The organism is Nocardioides lianchengensis, assembly GCF_900101465.1.
In the GTDB taxonomy this organism is placed as follows: Bacteria; Actinomycetota; Actinomycetes; order Propionibacteriales; family Nocardioidaceae; genus Nocardioides; species Nocardioides lianchengensis.
In genome coordinates this window covers 21,603-40,334 of sequence record NZ_FMZM01000018.1, presented here as the reverse complement: position 1 = coordinate 40,334, position 18,732 = coordinate 21,603, and the positions used below count along the sequence as shown (strand labels likewise).

19 protein-coding genes are annotated in these 18,732 nt (G+C 73.5%); 16 read left to right on the top strand and 3 right to left on the bottom strand.

Annotation, left to right across the window (positions count from 1 at the left end; all coding sequences use genetic code 11):
* Nucleotides 1–43 precede the first annotated feature (43 nt).
* Together BLT76_RS25520 and BLT76_RS24355 are read left to right on the top strand one after the other, a co-directional pair.
* Complete coding sequence (locus BLT76_RS25520) at nt 44–352, top strand: hypothetical protein (protein ID WP_139175854.1); 309 nt, start codon at nt 44–46, stop codon at nt 350–352.
* Between the two features lie 90 nt (nt 353–442).
* Complete coding sequence (locus BLT76_RS24355; protein ID WP_090860915.1) at nt 443–1,195, top strand: SDR family NAD(P)-dependent oxidoreductase; 753 nt, start codon at nt 443–445, stop codon at nt 1,193–1,195.
* A 3-nt stretch (nt 1,196–1,198) separates the two neighbouring features.
* Here the strand turns inward: BLT76_RS24355 and BLT76_RS24350 are convergent, their stop codons facing one another.
* The 3 genes from BLT76_RS24350 to BLT76_RS24340 are packed head-to-tail and all read right to left on the bottom strand — an operon-like array spanning nt 1,199 to nt 3,908.
* Nucleotides 1,199–1,672 carry a nuclear transport factor 2 family protein gene (locus BLT76_RS24350; RefSeq protein WP_090860914.1) on the bottom strand — a complete coding sequence of 158 codons (474 nt, stop codon included), beginning with the start codon at nt 1,670–1,672 and terminating at the stop codon, nt 1,199–1,201.
* Between the two features lie 14 nt (nt 1,673–1,686).
* Nucleotides 1,687–2,718, bottom strand: a complete 1,032-nt coding sequence (locus tag BLT76_RS24345; protein WP_090860913.1) for a TIGR03617 family F420-dependent LLM class oxidoreductase — start codon at nt 2,716–2,718, stop codon at nt 1,687–1,689.
* The gene (locus BLT76_RS24340) at nt 2,715–3,908 is read right to left on the bottom strand and encodes an acyl-CoA dehydrogenase family protein (RefSeq protein WP_090860912.1); all 1,194 of its coding nucleotides are present in this window, start codon (nt 3,906–3,908) and stop codon (nt 2,715–2,717) included. Before BLT76_RS24340 ends, BLT76_RS24345 begins: the two co-directional genes overlap by 4 nt.
* 129 nt (nt 3,909–4,037) lie before the next feature.
* Here BLT76_RS24340 and BLT76_RS24335 point away from each other — a divergent pair, with 129 nt between their 5' ends.
* The 14 genes from BLT76_RS24335 to BLT76_RS24270 all read left to right on the top strand — a co-directional run bounded on the left by BLT76_RS24335 (nt 4,038) and on the right by BLT76_RS24270 (nt 18,727).
* Nucleotides 4,038–5,405, top strand: coding sequence for a zinc ribbon domain-containing protein (locus BLT76_RS24335; RefSeq protein ID WP_211753223.1), 1,368 nt, complete (start codon nt 4,038–4,040; stop codon nt 5,403–5,405).
* Complete coding sequence (locus tag BLT76_RS24330; protein WP_090860911.1) at nt 5,405–6,592, top strand: acetyl-CoA acetyltransferase; 1,188 nt, start codon at nt 5,405–5,407, stop codon at nt 6,590–6,592. The genes BLT76_RS24335 and BLT76_RS24330 overlap by 1 nt, the downstream gene beginning before the upstream one ends.
* Nucleotides 6,593–6,686: 94 nt before the next feature.
* Nucleotides 6,687–7,298 carry a TetR/AcrR family transcriptional regulator gene (locus tag BLT76_RS24325; protein WP_090860910.1) on the top strand — a complete coding sequence of 204 codons (612 nt, stop codon included), beginning with the start codon at nt 6,687–6,689 and terminating at the stop codon, nt 7,296–7,298.
* A gap of 78 nt (nt 7,299–7,376) precedes the next feature.
* Nucleotides 7,377–8,471, top strand: coding sequence for an acyl-CoA dehydrogenase family protein (locus BLT76_RS24320; protein WP_090860909.1), 1,095 nt, complete (start codon nt 7,377–7,379; stop codon nt 8,469–8,471).
* Nucleotides 8,468–9,385, top strand: a complete 918-nt coding sequence (locus tag BLT76_RS24315; protein ID WP_090860908.1) for a hydroxymethylglutaryl-CoA lyase — start codon at nt 8,468–8,470, stop codon at nt 9,383–9,385. Before BLT76_RS24320 ends, BLT76_RS24315 begins: the two co-directional genes overlap by 4 nt.
* Before the next feature lie 26 nt (nt 9,386–9,411).
* On the top strand, nt 9,412–10,263 hold the full coding sequence (locus BLT76_RS24310) for a MaoC/PaaZ C-terminal domain-containing protein (RefSeq protein ID WP_090860907.1): 852 nt from the start codon (nt 9,412–9,414) through the stop codon (nt 10,261–10,263).
* 110 nt (nt 10,264–10,373) lie between these two features.
* The gene (locus BLT76_RS24305; protein ID WP_170867247.1) at nt 10,374–11,546 is read left to right on the top strand and encodes an ABC transporter substrate-binding protein; all 1,173 of its coding nucleotides are present in this window, start codon (nt 10,374–10,376) and stop codon (nt 11,544–11,546) included.
* A gap of 46 nt (nt 11,547–11,592) precedes the next feature.
* A complete protein-coding gene (locus BLT76_RS24300; RefSeq protein WP_090860905.1) occupies nt 11,593–12,390 on the top strand; it encodes an LLM class flavin-dependent oxidoreductase in 798 nt (265 codons plus the stop codon).
* Nucleotides 12,391–12,417: 27 nt separating this feature from the next.
* Nucleotides 12,418–13,326 carry an LLM class flavin-dependent oxidoreductase gene (locus BLT76_RS24295; RefSeq protein ID WP_090860904.1) on the top strand — a complete coding sequence of 303 codons (909 nt, stop codon included), beginning with the start codon at nt 12,418–12,420 and terminating at the stop codon, nt 13,324–13,326.
* Nucleotides 13,323–14,546, top strand: coding sequence for an acyl-CoA dehydrogenase family protein (locus BLT76_RS24290; protein WP_090860903.1), 1,224 nt, complete (start codon nt 13,323–13,325; stop codon nt 14,544–14,546). The genes BLT76_RS24295 and BLT76_RS24290 overlap by 4 nt, the downstream gene beginning before the upstream one ends.
* Nucleotides 14,543–15,583: an acyl-CoA dehydrogenase family protein gene (locus BLT76_RS24285; RefSeq protein ID WP_170867246.1), complete on the top strand. Its 1,041-nt coding sequence runs from the start codon at nt 14,543–14,545 to the stop codon at nt 15,581–15,583. Before BLT76_RS24290 ends, BLT76_RS24285 begins: the two co-directional genes overlap by 4 nt.
* A complete protein-coding gene (locus BLT76_RS24280; protein ID WP_090860901.1) occupies nt 15,580–17,151 on the top strand; it encodes an AMP-binding protein in 1,572 nt (523 codons plus the stop codon). The genes BLT76_RS24285 and BLT76_RS24280 overlap by 4 nt, the downstream gene beginning before the upstream one ends.
* Complete coding sequence (locus BLT76_RS26035; RefSeq protein ID WP_170867245.1) at nt 17,148–17,564, top strand: Zn-ribbon domain-containing OB-fold protein; 417 nt, start codon at nt 17,148–17,150, stop codon at nt 17,562–17,564. Before BLT76_RS24280 ends, BLT76_RS26035 begins: the two co-directional genes overlap by 4 nt.
* On the top strand, nt 17,561–18,727 hold the full coding sequence (locus BLT76_RS24270; protein WP_244509554.1) for a thiolase C-terminal domain-containing protein: 1,167 nt from the start codon (nt 17,561–17,563) through the stop codon (nt 18,725–18,727). The genes BLT76_RS26035 and BLT76_RS24270 overlap by 4 nt, the downstream gene beginning before the upstream one ends.
* The last annotated feature ends 5 nt before the right edge of the window (nt 18,728–18,732 follow it).

Below are 18,732 nucleotides of genomic sequence, written 5' to 3'. Positions count from 1 at the left end.
GGTGATGCAGCCCCAGACTGGGGGTCGCCCCTAGGAGGCCCCGGTGCAGCAGTCCGAGTTCGACACTCTCGACGAGACGCTCGACGTCGCGGCCCGCCACGCGAGCCGTGCCCTCATCGCCCTCGGCGCTCTTCGCAGCTCACCCGACCCGGAGCACCGAGCCGCGTACCGCAGCATCCACGACCTCATCGGCGACCTCGGAGGGCTGAAGGTCCAGCTCGGGATCATGGAGCCCCGGAACGACGCGGCCGCGCACCGCCTCTCCGCCCTCGACGCGGACGCCGTCCGCCGTCACTGCACCCCTGCGCTCGTCGCCTCCCTGACCCTCGACTCCCGTCGCCGAGGCGAGTGAGCGACCCGATCCGAGCACGAGGTGGCAGGACATCGCCGGCAATTGCAGCAAGTGCTTGCTTAATTCAGGGATCGCGTCGAGGCTGGCCCCATGGACCTCGACCTGATCGGACGGCGAGCGGTCGTCACGGGCGCGGGCGCGGGGATCGGTCGCGAGATCGCCCACGCGCTGGCGCGCGAAGGGGTGTCGGTGGCGCTCGTCGCCCGCGACGAGGGCCGGCTGCGCGAGCTGGCGCGACAGATCGCGGACGCCGGGGCCCCCGAGCCCGTCGTGGTCGCGGCCGACCTCGTCGAGCGCGGGACCGCGGCACTCGTGCGCGCCGAGGTGGAGCGGGCCTGGGGCGGCGTGGACATCCTGGTCAACAACGCCGGGCGGGCGGACCCGCCGCTCGCGGAGCTGGACGAGGACGCGTGGCGGGCCTCCTTCGAGCTGAACTTCCACGCGAAGCGGATGCTCGCCGAGGAGCTGCGTCCCCTGCTGGCTTCGGGCGGGCGGGGCCGGGTGGTCAACCTGGTCGGCCTGCTGGAGCCGCGCGGGGTCTCGGCCGCCCAGGCGGCCGTGGCCGCCTGCATCCTGTGGGCGAAGGGCTTCTCGCGGGCGGTGGCGGCCGAGGGGACTACCGTCAACTGCGTCGCCCCGGGGCGCATCGACAGCGAGCAGCTGCGCCGGCACTTCCCGACGGTCGAGTCGCGACGGGCCTTCGCCGAGGAGCACATCCCGGTCGGCCGGTTCGGGACGCCGGCCGAGGCGGCGGCCCTCGTGGTCTTCCTGTGCTCGGGCGCGGCGTCGTACCTCACCGGCGAGACGGTGAGCGTCGACGGCGGGATGCACCGCCGCGCCTGAGCGCTACCCCGAGCCGCGCGCGTAGCGCTCGAACCGCTCGGGCAGCTCCTCGGAGCTCGTGGAGCGGATGCCGGCGACCCGCACCTTGCGGTAGCGGATCCGCCAGCGGTCGCCCTCGTCGACGAGCACGTCCTCGTAGCAGCCCCACACGTGCAGGTGCAGGTCCTGCTCGGCGTTGTCGTGGAAGGCGTAGACGTAGGTGATCGTCTCGGCCGTCCCGTCCTCGATCCGCAGGTGGCTGGTCGTCGAGCAGTGGTGGCTGGTGGCGGTGTATCTGCCGGTCGCCGCGACGAACAGCTCGCGCAGCGCGGCGCGGCCGGTGGTCACGTTGCCGTGGCCGTAGTCGAACGACCCGTCCTCGGTGAACAGGTCCGCCAGCAGGTCGATGTCGCGGCGGTCGATGCCGCGGCTGTAGGCGTGCAGCGTGTCGCCGATCTCGGCGCGGGCGAGGAGGTCCTCGGTGGTCAGGCGGGTCATCGGGGCTCCTGGTGTCAGCGCGCCGCGGGCGCGGGATCGTCGGCGAACGCGGCGAGGATGTCGCGCAGCCGGTCCGGGTCGTCGACCGGCCAGTCGAAGTACGACGACAGTCGGTCCAGACGCCCGCCGAAGCGCTCCTTGGCGAGCCGGGGCATCTCCTCCGGCGTGCCGACCAGCGCGATCTCGCCGAGCAGGCGGTCGTCGACCAGATCGCCCATCTCGGCCCAGCGGCCCGCACGCGACATGGCCTGCAGCTCGGGCTGCAGCTCGTCGTACCCGACGCTGGCCAGCACCGGCCGGTACGCCGGGGTGGAGGCGTAGAACGCGATCTGCTCACGGGTACGACGGGTCAGGTCGGCGACCTGCTCCTCGGTGTCGCCCATGACCATGAAGATCGGGGCGTACAGCTCCAGGGCGTCGCGGTCGCGGCCCGAGGTCGCCAGACCCCGCTCGACGGCGGGCAGGGTGACGGTGTCGAGGTACGACGTGGTCGTCATGCCGTGCAGCAGCAGGCCGTCGCAGAGCTCGCCGCCGAGCTCGGTCATCCTGGCACCGACCGCCGCGATCATGGTCGGGATCCGGTGCTCGTGGTGGTGCGGCGTGAAGACCGGCGTCATCAGGGTGTGCTGGTAGTGCTCGCCCTGGAAGTCGAGCCGGGTGCCGTCGCGCCACGCGGTGAAGATGGCGTCGAGCGCCAGCAGGAACTCGCGCATCCGGCCCGCGGGCGCGCTCCACGGCATGGAGAAGCGGCGCTCGACGTGGGCCTGGATCTGGCTGCCGAGGCCGAGCACGAAGCGGCCCTGCGACATCGCGGCCAGGTCCCAGGAGAGGTAGGCCACCGACATCGGGTTGCGGGCGAAGGCGACCGCGATGGCGGTGCCCACGCTCACCTGCGAGGTGGCCATCAGGGCCGCCTGGGACTGCAGGAAGGCGTCGGTGACGCTCTCGCTGGCCCAGACGCCGTCGAAGCCCTGCGTCTCGGCGGTGGCGGCAGCGGGGCCGCAGTCGACGGCCGAGGAGCCGATCAGGCCCAGGTCGATCTTCATCGCGCGTCCTTCGGTAGGTGGAGAACCCGTTCCCCGACGGCGTTCTTCAGGATCTCGTCGGTGCCGCCGCCCACCCGCAGCCCGGGGAGGCCGAGGGTCAGCTCGGACCAGGCGTAGCTGCCCCACGCGCCGGAGTCGGCGACGTGGCCTGCGCCGAGCACGTCGGCGGCGACGTCGCTCATCCGGGCGAGCAGGTCGGTCGTCAGCAGCTTGGTCAGGGCCAGCTCGGGGCCGGGCGTGCCGCCGCCCTCCAGGTAGCGGGCCGTCGTCAGCCGGGCCGCCCAGGCCCGCACGATCACGTCGGCCAGGTCGTCGCGCGTGCGCGCGTCCACGGGATCGAGGGTGTGGCGGGCCAGATCGACCAGCCGGTCGACCAGGCTCTCGTCGACGCCGACCTCGCGGCCGATGGCCGAGCGCTCGTGGAGCAGCGACGTGACCACCACCGACCAGCCGTCGTCGACCTCGCCCACGCGCGCGCTGTCGGGGACGTGCACCCCGGTGAGGAACACCTCGTCGAACGACGCGCCGCCGGTCAGCTGGCGGATCGGCCGGATCTCCACGCCCGGGGCCCGCAGGTCGACCAGGAACGTGGTCAGGCCCGCGTGCTTGGGCTTGTCGGGGGAGGTGCGAGCGATGCACAGGCCGAGGTCGCTGAAGTGCGCCCCGGAGCTCCACACCTTCTGGCCGTCGAGGCGCCAGCCGTCGCCGTCGCGCACCGCGCGGGTGGAGAGCCCGGCGAGGTCGGAGCCCGCCCCTGGCTCGGAGTAGAGCTGGCAGGCGATGGTCTCGGCGGAGCGCAGCCGGGGGAGCAGGTCGTCCCGCTGGGCGGCGGTGCCGTGTTCCAACAGCGTGGGGCAGAGCGTCGAGACGCTGAACCGCAGGTAGGCGTCGTCCGGCAGCACGAAGCCCGACTCGAGCTCGCGCAGCAGGGTCGCGAAGCGGTCCGGCAGGGCGCGGCCGCCGTACTCCTCGGGGCCGTCGACCCAGGCCAGGCCCCGGTCGACGAGGTGGGCCCGGTAGCGGCGCAGCTCGGCCAGCTCCTCCGCCTCGCCCTCGGACCGCTCGGCGACCACGGTCACCCGGTCGTCGCCGTGGCCCCAGCCGGTGGCCCCGGCGGACCGGCGCTCGGCGAACGCGGCCAGCGCCTCCTCGACCTCGGTGCGGAACGCCTGCTCGGTGTGCGTGCTCATGGCTCCTGGGGGTCCTCCCGGCTTCCTGTGGCCCTGGTTGCGGGCGGTAGGTGGTCGGTCTAAGGTAGCAAAGCAAGTGCTTGATTGAAACAGTCGATCCTCGGCCTGACCGGGGAGGATGGAGGGTCCGTGGTCGGCATCGAGGAGTACGCCGTCTATGTGCCGACGCCTCGTCTCGAGCGGGCCGCGATCACCGCGGCGCTCGGTGCGGGGCGCGCTCGCGGGGCCCGTCCGGTCGCGTCGTACGACGAGGACACCACGACCATGGCCGTGGCCGCAGCCCGACAGGCGCTCGCGGGCGCGGGCCCGGTCGAGTCGCTGTGGTTCGCCACCACTCGGCCCGCCTACCTGGAGAAGTCCAACGCCAGCACGGTCGCCGTCGCCGCGGGCCTGCCGCCCGAGACCGCGGCGTACGACGTCGGGGGAGCGCTCCGCGGAGGAGCAGGTGCGCTGCGCGCCGGTCTCGCGGCGGGTGCGGCGCTGGTCGTCTCCTCGGACGTCCGGTTCGGGCTGCCCGGGTCGGCCGACGAGCTCGGCGGCGCCGACGCGGCCGCCGCCTTCCGGCTCGGCCCGGACCCGGTCGCCGAGCTGGTCGGGTCGGCCTCGATCACCTCCGAGTTCCTGGACCGCTGGCGCGAGCCGGGCGACGCGCGCACGCGCACCTGGGAGGAGCGCTTCGGCGTCGAGGAGTACGTCCCGCTGGTGCAACGGGCCGTCGACGACGTCCTGGGCCGGTGCGAGCTCAAGCGCGAGCAGCTCGACCACGTCGTGCTCAGCCTGGCCCACCCCCGCGCCCTCGGCGTGGTCCGCTCGACCTTCGACGCCGCGCAGCTCGGCGCGCCCGACGACCTCGGGTACGCCGGCGCGGCCGACCTCGGCCTGCGGCTCGCGGCGGCCCTCGACCGGGCCCGGCCCGGCCAGCTGGTGCTCGCCGTCTGTGCCGCCGACGGAGCGGACGCCTTCGTCTTCCGGGTCACCGAGCGCCATCGGGGGAGCCGCGGCTCCGAGGTGGGCGCCGGTCAGCCCGTCTCGTACGCCGACTTCCTCACCTGGCGCGGCCTGCTGCCCCGCGAGCCCGCGCGTCGGCCGGACGTGAAGCCGCCGGTCCCGCCGGCGTCACGCCGTACCGCGGCGTGGAAGTTCGCCTTCGTCGCGGGCCGATGCACGTCCTGCGGCTACCGCAACCTGCCGCCGCGCCGGGTCTGCCTGCGCTGCTCGGCCCAGGACTCCTGCGAGCCGGTGTCGATGGTCGACGTCCCCGCCCGGGTCGCGACGTTCACCGACGACTGGCTCTCGGAGTCGGTCCAGCTGCCGGCCAAGGTGGTGGCCGTCGACTTCGAGGGCGGCGGCCGCTTCGAGTTCGAGATGACCGACGCGGTCGGCCGGGAGGTGGCGATCGGCGACCGGGTGCAGCCCACCTTCCGCCTGGCCAGCATCGCCGGCAACGGAGTCCGCAACTACGTCTGGAAGGTCCGACCCCAGGAGGGCGACAGCTGATGGGCACGCACGCACTGACCAACCCGGTCGCGATCGTGGGCATGGCCTGCACGCGCTTCGGCGAGCACTGGGACCGCTCGGTCGACGACCTGCTGGTCGAGGCGACCCATGGAGCGCTGGCGGCGACCGACGGGGTCACCCTCGACGACGTCGACGCCTTCTGGCTGGGCTCGATGATCTCCGGTGTCTCGGGCCTCACACTCACCCGGCCGCTCAACATCAGCCACAAGCCCGTGACCCGGGTCGAGAACATGTGCGCGACCGGCTCGGAGACCTTCCGCAACGCCTGCTACGCCGTCTCGTCCGGTGCGTACGACGTCGTGATGGCGGTCGGGGGCGAGAAGCTGAAGGACGCCGGCTACTCCGGCCTCGAGATGCCGAGCGTGCCCAACGACGGTACCGCGCCCAACCTGAGCGCGCCGGCGATGTACTCGATGATCGTGCCGGCCTACGCGCGTCGCTACGGCATCTCCGAGGACGAGGTGAAGGAGGCGATGACCCACATCGCCTGGAAGAACCACGGCAACGGCGCGCTCAACCCGCGGGCCCAGTTCCGCAAGGCGATGGCCAAGGAGGCCATCGCCGGCGCGCCCGCGCTGGCCGGGCGGCTGAGCGTCTTCGACTGCTCGGGCGTCGCCGACGGGGCGGCGGCCGCGGTCATCGTGCGGGCCGAGGACGCCCACCGCTACTCCGACCGACCGCTCTACGTCCACGCGCTCGCGCTGGACGCCGGCTCGGGCACCGGGCGCAACGACAGCGACTACGACTACTCGGAGCTGTCCGAGGCGGCCCGCTCGAGCCAGGAGGCCTACGCGCAGGCCGGGATCACCGATCCCGCGAGCCAGATCTCCCTGGCCGAGGTGCACGACTGCTTCACGCCGACCGAGATGGTGCTGATGGAGGAGCTCGGCTTCTCCGAGCGCGGCAAGGCCTGGCGCGACGTCCTGGACGGCCGGTTCGACCGGGACGGCGCGCTGCCCGTGAACGTCGACGGCGGCCTGAAGAGCTTCGGGCACCCGATCGGGGCGAGCGGTCTGCGGATGCTGTTCGAGATGTGGCTGCAGTTCCGCGGCGAGGCCGGTGAGCGTCAGGTGGCCGACCCGGTCTACGGCCTGGTCCAGAACCAGGGCGGCAGTCCGGGCGACCTGGTCAGCGCCGTGACGATCGTCTCCGACCGCCGCCCATGAGTGTCGGGACACCCTGGTCGGGGGACCGGTCGACTGGTACGCGTTCCAGTAGCCTGTGCCAGCACCGTGAGCCGAGCCCGTGGAAAGGGGCAGCATGACCACCACCCGTCGCCGCTCCACCGGGTCCCCGACCGGCGTCGCGCGCAAGGAGCTGATCCTGCGGTCGGCCGCGAAGGTCTTCTCGGAGAAGGGGTTCTCCAGCGCCACCGTCCGCGACATCGCCGACGAGGCCGACATGCTGTCGGGGAGCCTCTACTACTACTTCGACTCCAAGGAGGCGATGGTCGAGAAGGTCCTCGTCGACTACCTCGACTCCATGGTCCGCGGCTACCACGTCGCCGTCGAGGAGGCGGGCTCGCCGATCGAGGCCCTCGAGCGGCTGATGGCGAACGCCCTGCGTGGGCTGGTCGACAACCGCGAGGAGGTCACGATCCTCCAGAACGACTGGCACTACGTCCGGCCCATGGAGGGCATCGCGGAGCGTCAGCGCCAGGTGGAGACCGTCTGGCTCGAGACCATCAAGCAGGGCATCGACGACGGCGGTCTGCGCGGAGACATCGATCCCCGGATGCTCTACCGCACGATCATGGGGGCGATCCAGGCGGTCATCCGCTGGTTCGACCCCCGCGGCAAGGTGGCGATCGACGAGGTCATCGCCGTGCAGACCGCGATCCTGCTCGACGGCATCCGCACCGCCGGCCGCTGACCGCCCCGCGGTTGGAACGCCGTCCTCGTCGTCGGTCGACAAAACAGCAAGCGCTTGCTTAACCCGAGGAGACCTGAGATGCCCGACTTCGAGCTGAGCGCCGAGCTCACCCCCGTGCTCGCCCGGTTCATGGCGCAGCGCAGCCCGGTCGAGGTCAGCCGCGCCGGGGGAGCCGGGTGCCCGCCCCTGTGGACGGCGCTCGTGGAGGAGGTCGGCGTCGCCGGTCTGCTCGTCGAGGAGGCGTACGACGGCCAGGGGGCCACCGTCGTCGAGCTGGCGGCGGCGGTGCACGAGGCCGCCCGGTGCGGGTGGTCGGGCCCGCTCGTCGCGACGGCCGGCGTGGCCGTGACGCTGCTGGCCACGCTCGACCCGGCGGACGCGCACGGCCTGCGCGCCGCGATCGCGACGCGGGGCCGGGTCGTCGTGACCGCCTTCCACGAGGACGCGCGCGGGACCGACCTGGCGGCGGCGGCCGTCGTGCGACGCGACGGCGAGCGATGGCTGCTCCGCGGGACCAAGCAGTACGTCGACAGCGGCACCCACGCCGACGCGGTGCTGGTGTCGGCGGTGGACGGGTCCGGCACCCCCACCCTGTGCCTCACCGAGGTCGCGGACCCGGGGGTGACGGTCCGTGCGATGGAGGCGGTCGACCCGGGTCGGGGGCTGGCCGTGGTCGAGCTGGACGACGTGGTGGTCACGGTGGTGGCGTCCGGCGACGACGTCGCGCCGGCGCTGCAGGACGCCTGGCTGACCGGGGCACTGCTGCTCGCCGCCGACGCGGTCGGCACGGCCGACCGGGTGCTCGAGCTGTCGCTGGCCTACGCCCGCGAGCGCGAGCAGTTCGGCCGGCCGGTCGCGACGTTCCAGAGCGTCAAGCACAAGCTCGTCGACATGCACGCCGAGCTCGAGACCGCGCGGAGCATGCTGCGCCACGCGCTGGAGCGGGCGGCCGCGGGGGAGGCCGACTGGCGGACGGCGGCGTCGGCGGCGAAGGCCCGGGCCGCGGACGCGGCCATGCACGTCGCCCGCGAGGGGGTGCAGGTCCACGGGGGGATCGGCTTCACCTGGGAGCACGAGATCTCCCACCACTTCCGTCGGGCCACGGCCGTCCGGGCCCTGCACGGCACGCCGAGCGACCACCGGGCCCGGGTCGCCGAGGGGCTGGGTCTGTGAGCGCCGACGTCCCCGCCCGGGTGGTGCTGCGCGACGTCGGTCCGCGCGACGGCCTCCAGAACGAGCCGCCCGTGCCGACGGCGGCCAAGGTCGAGCTGATCGAGGCCCTGGGTGGCACCGGTCTGACCGAGATCGAGGCGGTCTCCTACGTCCACCCGCGGGCCATCCCGCAGATGGCCGACGCGGCCGAGGTCTGGGCGACGGTCGCGCCGCGCCCCGAGGTCCGCTACTCGGCGCTGGTGCCCAACCTGGTCGGCGCGCGACGGGCGCTGGAGGCCGGCTTCACCGACATCGAGGTCGTGGTCTCGGCGTCGCGCACCCACAACCTGCGCAACATCAACCGGACCCCGGAGGAGTCGCTGGCCGCGATCGCCGAGGTGATCGACCTGGCCCACGCCGACGGGGCCCGCTGCCAGGTCATCGTGGCGACGGCGTTCGGCTGCCCCTACGAGGGCGAGATCCCCGAGGACCAGGTCGTCGGGTACGCCGTACGAGCGGTGCGGGCCGGGGCCGACAGCATCTGCTTCGGCGACACCACCGGCATGGGCTCGCCCCCACGGGTACGACGCCTGGTCGGCGGCTTCCGCGACCGCGAGCCCGACCACGAGCTCGCTCTGCACCTGCACGACACCCGCGGCACCGGGATGGCCAACCTGGTCGCCGGGCTGGAGCTGGGGGTCGAGCGCTTCGACGCGAGCGTCGGCGGCCTCGGCGGCTGCCCGTACGCGCCGGGGGCGAGCGGCAACATCGCCACCGAGGAGGCCGTCTACCTGCTGCACGAGCTCGGCGTCGAGACCGGCGTCGACCTGGACCACCTGCTCGAGGTCGCCGCGACCGCCGAGCGCCTCGTGGGTCGCGAGCTCCCCTCGCGGCTGCTCAAGGCGGGGCCGCGCACGCGGCTCTCCCCGCTCTGAGCCCGTCCCGACCCGACAGGAGACCCATGCCTCTCGATCCCACCCGCCTCGGCAGCGCCGTCCCCGAGTGGACGGTGCGCTGGACCGACACCGAGTCGCTGCTCTACGCCCTGGCGGTCGGGGCCGGCCAGGCCGACCCGCTGGCCGAGCTGGCCTTCACCACCGAGAACACCGACGGCGTCGCGCAGCAGGTGGTCCCGAGCTTCGCGGTGGTGCTCGGCTTCGGGTCGGGGATGCCGGACGTGGGGGACTACGACCCCACCCGCGCGGTGCACGCCGAGCAGGAGGTCGAGCTCGACGGTCCGCTGCCTCCCGCGGGCGAGGCCCGGGTCAGCACCACGGTCACCGAGATGTGGGACAAGGGCCGCGACGCGATCGTGTGGACCGAGACCGTGCTCACCGACGTGACGACCGGTCGGCGTCTCTCGCGCAGCCGGACCGGGGCGTTCCTCGGCGGAGCGGGCGGGTTCGGCGGTGAGCGGGGGACCAGCGGTGCCTGGGAGCAGCCGACGGCGCCGCCCGACCACGAGGTCGCGTTCGCGACCCGTCCCGAGCAGGCCCTGCTCTACCGGCTCACCGGCGACCGCAACCCCCTGCACGCGGATCCGGCGTTCGCCGCCCGGGGCGGCTTCGAGCGCCCGATCCTGCACGGGATGTGCACCTACGGCTACGCCACCCGCCTGCTCGTGAACACCGTCGCCGGCGGGGACGCCGCCCGCCTGGCGTCGATCGCAGGACGGTTCACCCGCCCGGTGCTGCCGGGGGACGCGCTGTCCCTGCACGTGTGGGGCGACACCGACGGCGCCCGCTTCCGGGTGCTCGCCGCCTCCGGCGACCCGGTCATCGACCGGGGTCGCGTGACCCTCCGCCAGCACTGATCTGAGGTCTGGAACCCATTGCGTGACCGTCGTCACGTATGCAATTATCAAGTGCTTGCTTTACATGAACCAAGCACTTGCTTGATCACTTGCCTCAGAAAGGGAAGCCAGTGTCTCGACCCATCACCACCCGCCGGAGGGTCCGTACCCTCCTCGCGGCTGTCACGGCGACGTCGCTCGTCGTCCTCTCGGGATGCACCTCCTCGGACGAGGGAGGCGACGACAGCTACCTGGTCGGCTTCCCGGCCCTGACCTCCGGACCGGCGGCGTTCGCCGGCGTCCCGATCACGCAGGGCGCCGAGCTCGCGGTGAAGGAGATCAACGACAGCGAGTTCCTGGGGGAGGGAGCCACGCTCGAGCTGAAGATCGACGACATCAAGGGCGACCCGGCCCAGGCCATCTCGCTCTACCGCCAGTACGTCGCGGACGGCGCCTCCGGCGTGCTCTGCTGCGGTCTGTCCTCGGAGGCCGGCGCGCTGGCCCCGATGATCGAGCAGAGCAAGACCCCCGCGATCGTGACCTCGGCGATCCTGGCCGGGCTGGCGAAGCCGCCGTACATCTACCGTCCCGTCGTGCTGCCCGCCGAGCCCGGCGGGATGTACGACCAGTTCGTCGACGCCGTCGTGCCCGCCGAGGGCATCGAGACCGCGGTCCTGGTCGTGACCAGCGACAACGACGGCATGGTCGGCGACGCGGAGGTCTGGAAGGCGGCGCTGGAGCGCAACGGGGTCGACGTCGTCAAGACGATCAACACCGCGTCGGCGGACACCAACTTCACCCAGGCAGCGACCGAGGTCGCCTCGCTCGACCCCGACGTCGTCGTGCAGAGCATGCTCGGCACGCCGTCCGCACTGATGGCCCGGGCGCTGCGCGAGCGGGACTTCGACAAGCGGATCCTCACCAGCTACGGCATCGACAGCAAGGAGCTGTTCGACGCCTCGGGCGGCGGCCTCGCGGGCACCCTCTTCGCGGTGCCGTTCCACGCGGGGTTCACCGACAACGAGGCGGCGACCACCTTCGTCGAGGCCTACCAGGAGGAGTACGACGCCGAGCCCGACATGTACGGCGCCCAGGGCTACACCGCCATGTGGCTGATGGCGACCGCCATCAAGGAGGCCGGCAGCAAGGATCCCGAGAAGGTCGCCGAGGCCCTCGAGGCCATCTCCGAGCAGGACTCGGTCTACGGCCCGCTGACCTACAGCGACGGGCAGGCCACGCTGAACGCGCCGGGCAGCTACCTGGAGTGGACGGCCGACGGCACCCTCGCCGAGTGGGCCGGCTGAGCCGCCGCGCCGATTCGGACCTGAGCTGCTGAGGGAGAGGACGTCGATGGAGCACGGAGTGGCGTGCAGCCTCCGGACGAGGCCGGGCACCCGGCTCGCCGAGGCCGTGACCGAGGCCGCCTGGACCGCCGAGGAGGCGGGCCTGGCGTCGTGGTGGACGGTCGGGGACCGCGAGGCTGCGGCGGACCGGTCCTTCGACCCGCTGCTCGGCCTGCAGTGCGCGGCCCGGGCGACCACTCGGCTGCGACTGGCCACCTCGGGCGACCTCCTTTCCCTCGCCAGCCCCGCGGTGCGGGCCAAGCAGCTGGCCACGCTCGACTGGCTCAGCCGGGGGCGGGCGGAGGTGGGGCTCGACCTCGCCGTCCCGCCCCCGGTGCTGGCCGACCCGTTCCTCGAGGAGGAGCGCGACAGCCTCGAGGTCGCGCTCGAGCACCTCGCAGGCATGCGGGCGCTGTGGACCCAGGACCGGGCCGGGCACCAGGGCCGGGTCCTGTCCTTCGCGGGCGCGATCGCGCTCCCGAAGCCGGTCGGGGCCCGGGTCCCGAAGACCCATGTGCGGGCCACCTCGACCGAGGTGCTGGAGCGGGTCGTCGCCGCCGGGGTCGTGCCCGACGGCTGGCTGGCCTGGCAGCAGTCCGCGGACGAGCTGGTGCACGGGATCGGCGAGCTCACCGCGGTGGTGGGGGACGCCGCCGAGCAGGTGCGTCGTACCTGGTTCGTGCCGGTCGCGGACTACTACGCCGCCCGCGACTCCGTCCCCGGCCTGGGGGTGCGGGTCGACGAGCTCGTCGCCGTGCTCGACCACGTCCCCGCCCCCGTCGAGGTCGCCGCGCTGGCGGCCTGACGACCCTGACCCGACACCGTCCTGACGATGAGGAGTCCCGTGGAGATCGGCCTGGTCGACCTGTTCGACGGCAGCGAGGAGCGCGACGTCGCGTTCATGGCGGAGTTCGGCCGGACCGCGGAGGAGCTCGGCTTCTCCGGGATCTGGCTGCCGGAGCACCTGGTGTTCTTCGACGAGTACACCTCGGCGTACCCCTATCCGAACGCGCCCTCGGCGAGCGATCCCGACAAGCTCGAGACGCACAACAAGAGCGTCGGCGGCCGGGCACGCGTCGAGGCCGCGGCCGACCAGGGTCTCCTCGACATCCTGCAGGCGGCCGCCGAGGTCTGCGCCGCCACGACCCGGCTGCGGGTCGGGAGCTCGGTGCTGCTGCTGCCGCTGCGCAACGTGCGCACCTTCACCCGTGAGCTGATGACGCTGGCCGAGCTCACCGACGACCGCTTCGACCTCGGCGTCGGCGTCGGCTGGTCGGCCGAGGAGTTCGGAGCCTGCGGGAGCCCCTTCAAGACCCGCGGCCGCCGCTGCGAGCAGAACATGGTCGAGCTGGCCCGGCAGTGGGCCGAGGACGCCGACGGGCTCTACCCGCAGACCGGGCGGGCGCTGCCGCGGATGCTCGTCGGCGGGCACTCGCCGGTGGCGCTGCGACGCGCGGCGACGGCCGGCACCGGCTGGTACCCCTGGAACCTGACCGTCTCCCAGTTCGGCGAGCACCACGCGACGTACCTCCGGCACCTGGAGGAGGCGGGCCGCGACCGGGCCGAGCAGCACGTCGTCGCCGGGCTCCGCTTCACCGGGGAGCTGACGGCCCTGCCGGACGTGGTCGGGCGGTACGCCGAGCTGGGCGCCGACGGGGTCAACCTCTCGCTGCGGATGACCGCCGAGAGCTACGCCGAGACGATGAGCGCCGTCTCCGACGCCGTGGGGCTGGCCGCATGAGCACCGAGATGAGCGCCGAGATGAGCACCGAGACGAGCACCGTCGAGGAGTTCCGCGCCGAGGTCCGGGCCTGGCTCGAGGCCCACGTCCCGGCCGAGCCGCTGCCGTCGTGGACCGAGCGCGCCGGCTTCGACCTGCACCGCGCGTGGGAGAGGACCCTGTTCGAGGGCGGGTACGCCGCCGTCGACTGGCCCGCGGCGTACGGCGGGCGCGACGCCGGCCTGCGCCGCTCGATCGCGTTCGCGGAGGAGTACTACCGCGCGGGCGCCCCGGAGCGGATCAACATGGGCGGGCTCTACCTGCTGGGCCCGGTGCTGATGCAGTACGGCACTCCCGAGCAGTGCGAGCGCTGGATCCCCGACCTGCTGGCCTGCCGCACGATCTGGTGCCAGGGCTTCAGCGAGCCCGAGTCCGGCTCCGACCTGGCCTCGCTGCGCACCCGCGCCGAGCGCGACGGCGACCACTACGTCGTCAACGGGCAGAAGATCTGGACGTCGATGGGCGGCTTCGCGGACTGGATCTTCGCCCTGGTCCGTACCGACCCCGAGGTCGGCCGCCGGCGTAAGCACCACGGCATCACCTTCCTCTGCATCGACCTGCGCTCGCCGGGCGTCGAGGTCCGCCCGCTGGCGATGGTGGACGGCACCCGCGGCTTCGCCGAGGTGTTCTTCACCGACGTCCGCGTCCCGGTGGAGAACGTCGTGGGCGAGGTCGACCAGGGCTGGCGGGTCGCGATGTCCACGCTCGGCTTCGAGCGCGGGGCGGTCTTCGGCGACCACGCCAAGTTCACGGCCGACGTCGAGGCGCTGGCCGCCCTGGTGCGGGTCCGGGGTCTGGAGGACGACACCCGGGCGCTCGACGAGCTCGGCCGGGTGCTGGTCGAGACGGAGGTCTACCGGGCCAACGTCTACCGGCTCGCGGGCATCGCCGAGGCCGGGGGCGACCTGGACAGCACGGCCAGCATCAACAAGGTCTTCTGGACCCAGATGCAGCACGACATCTTCGCGACCGGCCTGCGGCTGATGGAGGAGGACGGCGCCGTCGTGGGCGACCCGGCCGCCGTGCCGTACGCCGACGCCGCCACCCGGCGCTCGTGGGCCGACTGGCACCACCGCTACTGGTACGCGCGGGCCGCGATGATCTTCGGCGGCACGAACGAGATCCAGCGCAACATCATCAGCGAGCGAGTGCTCGGCCTACCGATGGAGCCGCGACCGTGACAACGACCCACCCGACGACCGACGAGCGCCAGGAGCTGGTGCGCCTCACCGCGGACCTGCTCGGCCGGCACTGCGGCCCGGAGCAGCTGCGCGAGCGCCTCGACGCCGGCACCGCGCACACCCCGGAGCTGTGGGGTCGGCTGGCCGAGACCGGGCTGGTCTCGGCGCTGGTCGCCGAGGAGCGCGGCGGGGCCGGGCTCGACCCGTCGTACCTCTCGGGGGTGCTGGTCAGCCTGGGCGAGCACGCCGTGCCCGAGCCGTTCCTGGAGACCGCGGTGGTGGCGACCAGCGTGCTCGCGGCCTTCCCGGACTCGGCGCTCGCGGTGAGCTGGCTGGAACGGATCGGCGCCGGCGACGCCCTGGTCGCGGTCCGGCTCGGCGCGCTCACGCCGTACGTCGTGCACGCCGGCGACGCCGACCTGGTGCTCGACCTGGCCGAGGACGGCACGGTCCGGGCGCTGCTGCCCGCGGACGTCGACGTCACGCCGGTGCAGGCCCTGGATCCGCTGCGCCCGCTGGCCACCGTGATCCGGCGCGGCGAGGACGCCGGCACCGTGCTGGGGGTGGCGCCCGCGGCCGTGGAGCGTGCGCGGGTGCTCGCCGTCGCCGGGGCCGCCTGCCTGCTGGCCGGGGCCTCGCGGCGGCTGCTCGACCTCACCGTCGAGTACGTCGGCGTCCGCCGTCAGTTCGACCGGCCGGTCGGCTCCTTCCAGGCCGTCAAGCACGCGATCGCCGACCTCGCGGTGATGGTCGACATGGCCACCTCCGCCGCGCTCAGCGCCTTCGACGCCGTCGACGAGCCCGACGCCCGACGGCGCGCCTGGGCGGCCAAGGCGTACGCCGGCGACGCGGCCGACCGGGCCAACGTCTCGGCGCTGCAGCTGCACGGGGGCATCGGCTTCACCTGGGAGTACCACCTGCACCTGTGGCTGAAGCGGGTGATGGGCCTGGCCGCGTCGTACGGCACGACGGTCACGCTGCGCCGCGAGCTGGCCGTGGAGCTGCTCGCCCGGACCGGCGAGGCGACCGAGCGATGACCGGGCCGGAGCAGCCGCTCGGCTTCTGGCGGCTGGCGGCGGCCGCGCCCGACGTGTGCGCGGTGGTCGACCCCGACGGGGGCGAGGTGACCCGCGGCGAGCTGCTGGCCCGGGCGAACGCGACCAGCCGGCTGCTGCGCGAGCAGGGCCTCGAGCGCGGCGACCGGGTGGTCGGCGTGGTCTCCAACGAGTCCTGGACCCTCGCCCTGGTGCTGGCCTGCCAGCAGGTCGGCGCCTACTACGTCCCGGTCAACACCGCGCTGACCACCGCGGAGACGGCCTACATCGTCGGCGACTGCACCCCGGTCGCCGTGGTCACCTCCACGCGCCACGCGGAGAAGACCCGGGCGGCCGTGGCAGCGGCCGGCTACGCCGAGGACCGGTGCTTCGCGCTCGGGCCGGACGCCGGGCTGCGCGACCTGCTCGAGGAGCTCTGGGGGGTCGCCACCGAGCCGCTCGCGGACCGCTCGCCCGGCTCCTACCTGGGCTACACGTCCGGCACCACCGGCCGCCCCAAGGGCGTGCTGCGCCGGTTGCCCGAGGGCGACCCGGACGACGTCTTCGCCGCCGGCGCGCACTGGCAGCTCGGGATGTTCGCGATCGAGCCGGAGGACGACGGGGTCCACCTCGTCACCTCCCCGCTCAGCCACACCGCGGTCAGCGGCCTGGCCGTCACCTCGCTGCACTTCGGCCACACCGTGGTGCTGATGGACCGCTTCGACGCCGAGGAGGTGCTGCGGCTGGTCCAGGACGAGCGGGTCACCACGACCCACATGGTCCCGACCCAGCTGCACCGGCTGCTGCGCCTGCCCGCCGAGGTGCGGGCGTCGTACGACGTCTCGAGCATGCGCAACCTGGTGCACGGCGCCGGGCCGTGCCCGGAGTCGGTCAAGCGGGCGGTCATCGACTGGTTCGGCCCGGTCGTGCACGAGTACTACGGCGCGACAGAGGCGGCCGGCACCCGGATCTCCAGCGCCGAGTGGCTGGAGCGCCCCGGCAGCGTCGGCCGGCCGCAGCCCGGGGCCGAGGTGCGGATCCTGGACGCCGACGGCGCCGACGTGCCGACGGGGGAATCGGGCCTGGTCTACCTGCGGATGGGCGCGCACGCGTTCGAGTACCGCGGCGACCAGGAGAAGACCGAGGCCGGCCGGCGTGGCGACTTCGTGACGGTGGGCGACCTCGGGCGTCTCGACGACGACGGCTACCTCTTCCTCCTCGGCCGTACGTCGGAGGTCGTGGTCACCGGCGGCGTCAACGTCTACCCCGCCGAGGTCGAGGCCGCCCTGCTCGAGCACCCCGACGTCCAGGACGCCGGCGTCATCGGGCTGCCCGACCCCGAGTGGGGCGACGTGGTCTGCGCTGTGGTCCAGGCCGACCCGGGCTCGGTGCTCGGCGCCGACCCCGAGCGGGCCGGCGAGGAGCTGACGGCGTTCCTGCAGGAGCGGGTCGCCCGCTTCAAGGTCCCGCGGGTCTACTGCGTCGTCCCCGAGCTGCCCCGCGGCGCCAACGGCAAGCTCCGCAAGCACCTCCTGCCCGCCCTCGTCCCGGAAGCGAGCCCCACCCCGTGAGCGACATCTCCACCGACTCCCGGCCCGTGCCCCTCCCCACCCCCGACACCCAGGAGTGGTTCGACCGCATCGACGCGGGTGAGCTCACCGTGCCGCGCTGCCGCGCGTGCGCCGAGTTCTTCCTCTACCCGCGCAGCTGCTGCCCGCGCTGCGGGGCGCGCGAGGTCGACCTGGTGCCGGCCGCCGGCACCGGGACGGTGGCCTCGTTCGTCGTCAACCAGCGGGCGCCGGCCGGGTTCGCGCCGCCGTACGTCCTCGCGCTCGTCGAGCTCGCCGAGGGTCCGCTGCTGATGGGGCACGTGGTCACCGACGCACCCGACGCCCTCGAGGTCGACGCCGCCGTGCGCGTCGCCTTCGAGCAGCGCGGCGAGCGACGCGTCGTCCGGTTCGAGCCGACGGGGTCGGTCGCGTGAGCCGCGACCGCGCCCTGCGCGGCGCGATCGCCGTCGTCGGCGCCGCCGAGAGCACCGAGCTGGGCAAGATCCCCGGGAAGTCGGCCCTGGAGCTGCACGTCGACGCCGCGCTCAACGCGCTGGCCGACGCGGGGCTGAGGCCGAGCGACGTCGACGGGGTCGCCTGCGCGGGCGAGCTGCCGGTCGACGTGGCCGACTACCTCGGGATCGTCCCGGAGTACCTCGACGGCACCAACGTCGGCGGCTCGTCGTACATGCTCCACGTGCGGCACGCGATGGCCGCGATCACCGCGGGGCTCTGCGAGACGGTGCTGGTCACCCACGGCGAGTCGGGCCGGTCGCGGGTCGGGATGACGCCGTGGGCGCCGGCGCCGCAGTCGTTCATGGCCCAGCTCGAGCTCCCGCACGGTCCGGTGGGGGCGCCGTCGCTGTTCCCGATCGGCGTGCGCCGCTACATGGCCGAGTACGGCATGACCCGCGAGCAGCTCGCGACGGTCCCGGTCGTCCAGCGGCAGTGGGCCGCCCTCAACCCGCGCGCGAGGCTGCGCGACCCGATCACGGTCGAGGACGTGCTGGCCTCGCCGGTGATCGCCGACCCGATCCACCTGATGCACTGCTGCCTGGTCACCGACGGTGGCGGTGCCCTGGTGCTGACCTCCGCCGAGCGGGCCGCGCAGCTCGACCTGCCGGCGCCGCCGGTCTACGTCCTCGGTGCCGGCGAGTCCAGCGAGTCCACCGTGGTCTCCGGGCTCGAGTCCCTGACGTCGTCCCGGGCCATCCGGATCGGCGGGGAGCGGGCCTTCGCCCAGGCCGGCCTGACTCCGGCCGAGGTCGACCACCTGATGATCTACGACGCCTTCGCGCACGTGCCGCTCTACGGCCTGGAGGACCTCGGCTTCGTCGGCCGCGGGGAGGCGCCGGCGTTCGTCGCCGACGGCCACACCGCCCCCGGGGGTCGGCTCCCGCTGAACACCAATGGCGGCGGACTGGCCTATACCCACACCGGCATGTACGGCATGTTCGCGATCCAGGAGTCGGTCCGCCAGGTCCGCGGCACCGCCCCCGCCCAGGTCGAGGGCGTCGACGTCAGCGTCTGCACCGGCGTCGGCGGCATGTTCATGAGCTCCGGCACCCTGGTGCTCGGAAGCGCGGCGACCCTCTGAGCGCT

Coding starts and splice junctions, on each gene's coding strand:
- BLT76_RS24350 (WP_090860914.1), bottom strand. CDS start 1,672: ATGACCCGCCTGACCACCGAGGACCTCCTCGCCCGCGCCGAGATCGGC.
- BLT76_RS24280 (WP_090860901.1), top strand. CDS start 15,580: ATGACCGGGCCGGAGCAGCCGCTCGGCTTCTGGCGGCTGGCGGCGGCC.
- BLT76_RS24355 (WP_090860915.1), top strand. CDS start 443: ATGGACCTCGACCTGATCGGACGGCGAGCGGTCGTCACGGGCGCGGGC.
- BLT76_RS24330 (WP_090860911.1), top strand. CDS start 5,405: ATGGGCACGCACGCACTGACCAACCCGGTCGCGATCGTGGGCATGGCC.
- BLT76_RS24345 (WP_090860913.1), bottom strand. CDS start 2,718: ATGAAGATCGACCTGGGCCTGATCGGCTCCTCGGCCGTCGACTGCGGC.
- BLT76_RS24295 (WP_090860904.1), top strand. CDS start 12,418: ATGAGGAGTCCCGTGGAGATCGGCCTGGTCGACCTGTTCGACGGCAGC.
- BLT76_RS24320 (WP_090860909.1), top strand. CDS start 7,377: ATGCCCGACTTCGAGCTGAGCGCCGAGCTCACCCCCGTGCTCGCCCGG.
- BLT76_RS24290 (WP_090860903.1), top strand. CDS start 13,323: ATGAGCACCGAGATGAGCGCCGAGATGAGCACCGAGACGAGCACCGTC.
- BLT76_RS24340 (WP_090860912.1), bottom strand. CDS start 3,908: ATGAGCACGCACACCGAGCAGGCGTTCCGCACCGAGGTCGAGGAGGCG.
- BLT76_RS24310 (WP_090860907.1), top strand. CDS start 9,412: ATGCCTCTCGATCCCACCCGCCTCGGCAGCGCCGTCCCCGAGTGGACG.
- BLT76_RS24325 (WP_090860910.1), top strand. CDS start 6,687: ATGACCACCACCCGTCGCCGCTCCACCGGGTCCCCGACCGGCGTCGCG.
- BLT76_RS24300 (WP_090860905.1), top strand. CDS start 11,593: ATGGAGCACGGAGTGGCGTGCAGCCTCCGGACGAGGCCGGGCACCCGG.